Below are 5,221 nucleotides of genomic sequence, written 5' to 3'. Positions count from 1 at the left end.
GGTGTTTGTTGTCTGTCGATTGGAGTGTGAAAAAAAACTTTCAAAAAAACTTTCAAAAAACATTGTGGGATTCAAAAAAGGGTTTTATATTTGCACCCGCTTAGCGATTGAGTTCGCCAAGAAAACAAGAAGACAAGTTCATTAACATATTGGATTGACAGCGTAGCGAAGTACTGGAAACGGTGCTTTGCACAAAAAGAGAACAGATCATTATGAGTACCGAGAATTGAATTTCCTTTGGTCGTTGAAAAGTACAGGACTTCGGTCCTAAAAGATTAACGATGAAGAGTTTGATCCTGGCTCAGGATGAACGCTAGCGGCAGGCCTAACACATGCAAGTCGAACGGGATTTGCCAGCTTGCTGGCAATGAGAGTGGCGCACGGGTGAGTAACGCGTATGCAACCTACCTTTCACAGTGGGATAGCCCAGAGAAATTTGGATTAATACCGCATAGTATGCAGTACCAGCATTGGAACTGTATTAAACATTTATGGGTGAGAGATGGGCATGCGTTCTATTAGTTAGTTGGAGTGGTAACGGCACCCCAAGACCGCGATAGATAGGGGCCCTGAGAGGGGGATCCCCCACACTGGTACTGAGACACGGACCAGACTCCTACGGGAGGCAGCAGTGAGGAATATTGGACAATGGGCGCAAGCCTGATCCAGCCATGCCGCGTGCAGGAAGACGGCCCTATGGGTTGTAAACTGCTTTTATACAGGAAGAAACAACTCTACGTGTAGAGTCTTGACGGTACTGTAAGAATAAGGATCGGCTAACTCCGTGCCAGCAGCCGCGGTAATACGGAGGATCCAAGCGTTATCCGGAATCATTGGGTTTAAAGGGTCCGTAGGTGGACGATTAAGTCAGAGGTGAAATCCTGCAGCTCAACTGTAGAATTGCCTTTGATACTGGTTGTCTTGAATCATTGTGAAGTGGTTAGAATATGTGGTGTAGCGGTGAAATGCATAGATATCACATAGAATACCGATTGCGAAGGCAGATCACTAACAATGTATTGACACTGATGGACGAAAGCGTGGGGAGCGAACAGGATTAGATACCCTGGTAGTCCACGCCGTAAACGATGGATACTAGTTGTTCGGGCTTCGGCCTGAGTGACTAAGCGAAAGTGATAAGTATCCCACCTGGGGAGTACGTTCGCAAGAATGAAACTCAAAGGAATTGACGGGGGCCCGCACAAGCGGTGGAGCATGTGGTTTAATTCGATGATACGCGAGGAACCTTACCAGGGCTTAAATGTGGATTGACAGGTCTAGAGACAGACTTTCCTTCGGGCAATCCACAAGGTGCTGCATGGTTGTCGTCAGCTCGTGCCGTGAGGTGTCAGGTTAAGTCCTATAACGAGCGCAACCCCTGTTGTTAGTTGCCAGCGAGTCATGTCGGGAACTCTAGCAAGACTGCCAGTGCAAACTGTGAGGAAGGTGGGGATGACGTCAAATCATCACGGCCCTTACGTCCTGGGCTACACACGTGCTACAATGGTAGGTACAGAGAGCAGCCACTGGGTGACCAGGAGCGAATCTACAAAACCTATCACAGTTCGGATCGGAGTCTGCAACTCGACTCCGTGAAGCTGGAATCGCTAGTAATCGCATATCAGCCATGATGCGGTGAATACGTTCCCGGGCCTTGTACACACCGCCCGTCAAGCCATGGAAGCTGGGAGTACCTGAAGTCCGTCACCGCAAGGAGCGGCCTAGGGTAAAATTGGTAACTAGGGCTAAGTCGTAACAAGGTAGCCGTACCGGAAGGTGCGGCTGGAACACCTCCTTTCTAGAGAAAGACGGCCATGGAAGTGAGAGTATCGGAAAAGGGATGTTTTGTTCTCCCGCTGTTGATTTAATAATATACTATAGTAGAGTCTCATAGCTCAGCTGGTTAGAGCGCTACACTGATAATGTAGAGGTCGGCAGTTCGAGTCTGCCTGAGACTACTAACTACTATGGAAAAGGAAATTCTGGAAGCAGAGGTCCACCCAAGAAGTCGGCACAAGCGACTGCAAACTGCAGACTGTGGACTGCCAAAAGATATTCTGGGGGATTAGCTCAGCTGGCTAGAGCGCCTGCCTTGCACGCAGGAGGTCATCGGTTCGACTCCGATATTCTCCACCAGAGTGCCCACGGAAGTGGGTATCTAAACGTTCATTGACATATTGAAAAAAGATACATAAAAAAATATTATTGTTACGGTTTTCGGACCGTGACAAAGTAACAGGTAGTCGTTCCCGGTTTACGAGCTTGGGGACGGTTGCAAACTCATTAAAAGACAAAATGTACAATAAGCTACATAAGAGCGTATGGGGAATGCCTAGGCTCTCAGAGGCGATGAAGGACGTGATAAGCTGCGAAAAGCTGCGGGGACTGGCACATACAGACCGATCCGCAGATATCCGAATGGGGCAACCCACCATATTGAAGATATGGTATGCCGCAAGGCAAGCAAACCCGGAGAACTGAAACATCTAAGTACCCGGAGGAGAAGAAAACAAAAGTGATTCCGTAAGTAGCGGCGAGCGAACGCGGATTAGCCCAAACCGGCACTGTTACGGCAGTGTCGGGGTTGTAGGACCACGATATTTGAAACACAATGAATTAGAACCCTTTGGAAAGAGGGGCCATAGACGGTGATAGCCCGGTACAAGTAAGGCGTGCGTAGATAGTGGTATCCTGAGTAGTGCGGGGCACGTGAAACCCTGTATGAATTTGGCGGGACCATCCGTTAAGGCTAAATACTCCTGAGAGACCGATAGTGAACCAGTACCGTGAGGGAAAGGTGAAAAGAACCCTGAATAAGGGAGTGAAAGAGAACCTGAAACCATACGCTTACAAGCGGTCGGAGCCCTTTGGGGTGACGGCGTGCCTTTTGCATAATGAGCCTACGAGTTACCGTTGCCAGCGAGGTTAAGTGGTTAAGCCACGGATCCGTAGCGAAAGCGAGTCTGAACAGGGCGCTTTAGTTGGTAGCGGTAGACGCGAAACCGTGTGATCTACCCATGGGCAGGTTGAAGTTTAGGTAACACTAAATGGAGGACCGAACCGGTTGACGTTGAAAAGTCTTCGGATGACCTGTGGGTAGGGGTGAAAGGCCAATCAAACTCGGAAATAGCTCGTACTCCCCGAAATGCATTTAGGTGCAGCGTTGATTTATAGTTCTGTAGAGGTAGAGCTACTGATTGGATGCGGGGGCTTCACCGCCTACCAATTCCTGACAAACTCCGAATGCTACAGAATGTTGATCAGCAGTGAGGGCTTGGGTGCTAAGGTCCAAGTCCGAGAGGGAAAGAACCCAGACCATCAGCTAAGGTCCCCAAATATATGTTAAGTTGAAAGAACGAGGTTGAACTGCCCAGACAGCTAGGATGTTGGCTTGGAAGCAGCCATTCATTTAAAGAGTGCGTAACAGCTCACTAGTCGAGCGGTTCGGCATGGATAATAATCGGGCATAAACATATTACCGAAGCTATGGATTTATAATTTATTTTATAAGTGGTAGGGGAGCATTGTAGTGTCGTCGAAGGTGTTCTGTGAGGGATGCTGGAGAAGCTACAAAAGAAAATGTAGGCATAAGTAACGATAATGCGGGCGAGAAACCCGCACACCGAAAGACTAAGGTTTCCTCAGCTATGCTAATCAGCTGAGGGTTAGTCGGGGCCTAACGCGAACCCGAAAGGGGAAGTGGATGGACAACCAGTTAATATTCTGGTACCTGCTCACGTTAAAAGTGACGGAGGCGTATATTTGGTGCGTGCTGACGGAATAGCACGTTGAAGCGAGCAGCAATGCCGCGATAGTACACTGAGGCTACGGCCAAGGTGATAATCCAGAAAAGCGACTTCCAAGAAAAGCGAGTGAAGCAGCCCGTACCGTAAACCGACACAGGTAGTTGGGATGAGAATTCTAAGGTGCTCGAGAGATTCATGGTTAAGGAACTAGGCAAAATTGACGCGTAACTTCGGGAGAAGCGTCGCCCCCCTCCGGGGGGGCCGCAGTGAAAGAGTCCAGGCGACTGTTTATCAAAAACACAGGGCTCTGCTAAATCGAAAGATGATGTATAGGGCCTGACACCTGCCCGGTGCTGGAAGGTTAAGAGGAGGGTTTAGCTTCGGCGAAGATCTGAATTGAAGCCCCAGTAAACGGCGGCCGTAACTATAACGGTCCTAAGGTAGCGAAATTCCTTGTCGGGTAAGTTCCGACCTGCACGAATGGTGTAACGATCTGGACACTGTCTCAACCATGAGCTCGGTGAAATTGTAGTATCGGTGAAGATGCCGATTACCCGCAGTGGGACGAAAAGACCCCGTGCACCTTTACTATAGCTTAGTATTGGTTTTGGATAAGTAATGTGTAGGATAGGTGGGAGACTTCGATCCTGCGTCGCTAGGCGTAGGTTAGTCATTGTTGAAATACCACCCTTTGCTTGTCTAGAGTCTAACCCTTGAACAAAGGGGACAGTGCTTGGTGGGTAGTTTGACTGGGGTGGTCGCCTCCAAAAGAGTAACGGAGGCTTCTAAAGGTTCCCTCAGCACGCTTGGTAACCGTGCGCAGAGTGCAATGGCATAAGGGAGCTTGACTGAGAGACATACAGGTCGATCAGGTACGAAAGTAGAGCATAGTGATCCGGTGGTTCCGCATGGAAGGGCCATCGCTCAAAGGATAAAAGGTACGCCGGGGATAACAGGCTGATCTCCCCCAAGAGCTCATATCGACGGGGGGGTTTGGCACCTCGATGTCGGCTCGTCACATCCTGGGGCTGGAGAAGGTCCCAAGGGTTGGGCTGTTCGCCCATTAAAGTGGCACGCGAGCTGGGTTCAGAACGTCGTGAGACAGTTCGGTCTCTATCTACTGTGGGCGTTAGAAATTTGAGTGGATCTGACTCTAGTACGAGAGGACCGAGTTGGACGAACCTCTGGTGTACCAGTTGTTCCGCCAGGAGCATTGCTGGGTAGCTACGTTCGGAAGGGATAAGCGCTGAAAGCATATAAGCGCGAAACCCACCACAAGATGAGATTTCTTTAAAGGGCCGTGGAAGATGACCACGTTGATAGGCCATAGGTGTAAGGGCAGTAATGTCGGAGCCGAGTGGTACTAATAGCCCATAGGCTTATTGTACGCCTGTTTTTTAGTAGAGTACAAGTTTTTTATGTACAATGGCAGTCACTGCCCTTTTTTCAATATGTCACGATATTTGTCACAGAGA

2 tRNA genes and 2 rRNA genes are annotated in these 5,221 nt (G+C 49.2%); all 4 read left to right on the top strand.

From position 1 onward, the window contains the following. Positions 1-278 precede the first annotated feature (278 nt). A 16S ribosomal RNA gene (locus tag G525_RS0117675) occupies positions 279-1,798 on the top strand. A gap of 86 nt (positions 1,799-1,884) precedes the next feature. After that, positions 1,885-1,958 (top strand) — tRNA-Ile (locus G525_RS0117670). A 101-nt stretch (positions 1,959-2,059) separates the two neighbouring features. Continuing rightward, positions 2,060-2,136, top strand: a tRNA-Ala gene (locus G525_RS0117665). A gap of 164 nt (positions 2,137-2,300) precedes the next feature. After that, a 23S ribosomal RNA gene (locus G525_RS0117660) occupies positions 2,301-5,133 on the top strand. The 16S and 23S rRNA genes sit together here with 2 tRNA genes alongside, the layout of an rRNA operon. Positions 5,134-5,221: the final 88 nt, after the last annotated feature.

The sequence above is a fragment of the Gelidibacter mesophilus DSM 14095 genome (genome assembly GCF_000423005.1).
GTDB lineage: Bacteria > Bacteroidota > Bacteroidia > Flavobacteriales > Flavobacteriaceae > Gelidibacter > Gelidibacter mesophilus.
Note: the sequence above shows the minus strand (reverse complement) of the source record. Positions and strands in the feature narration are given on the sequence as shown.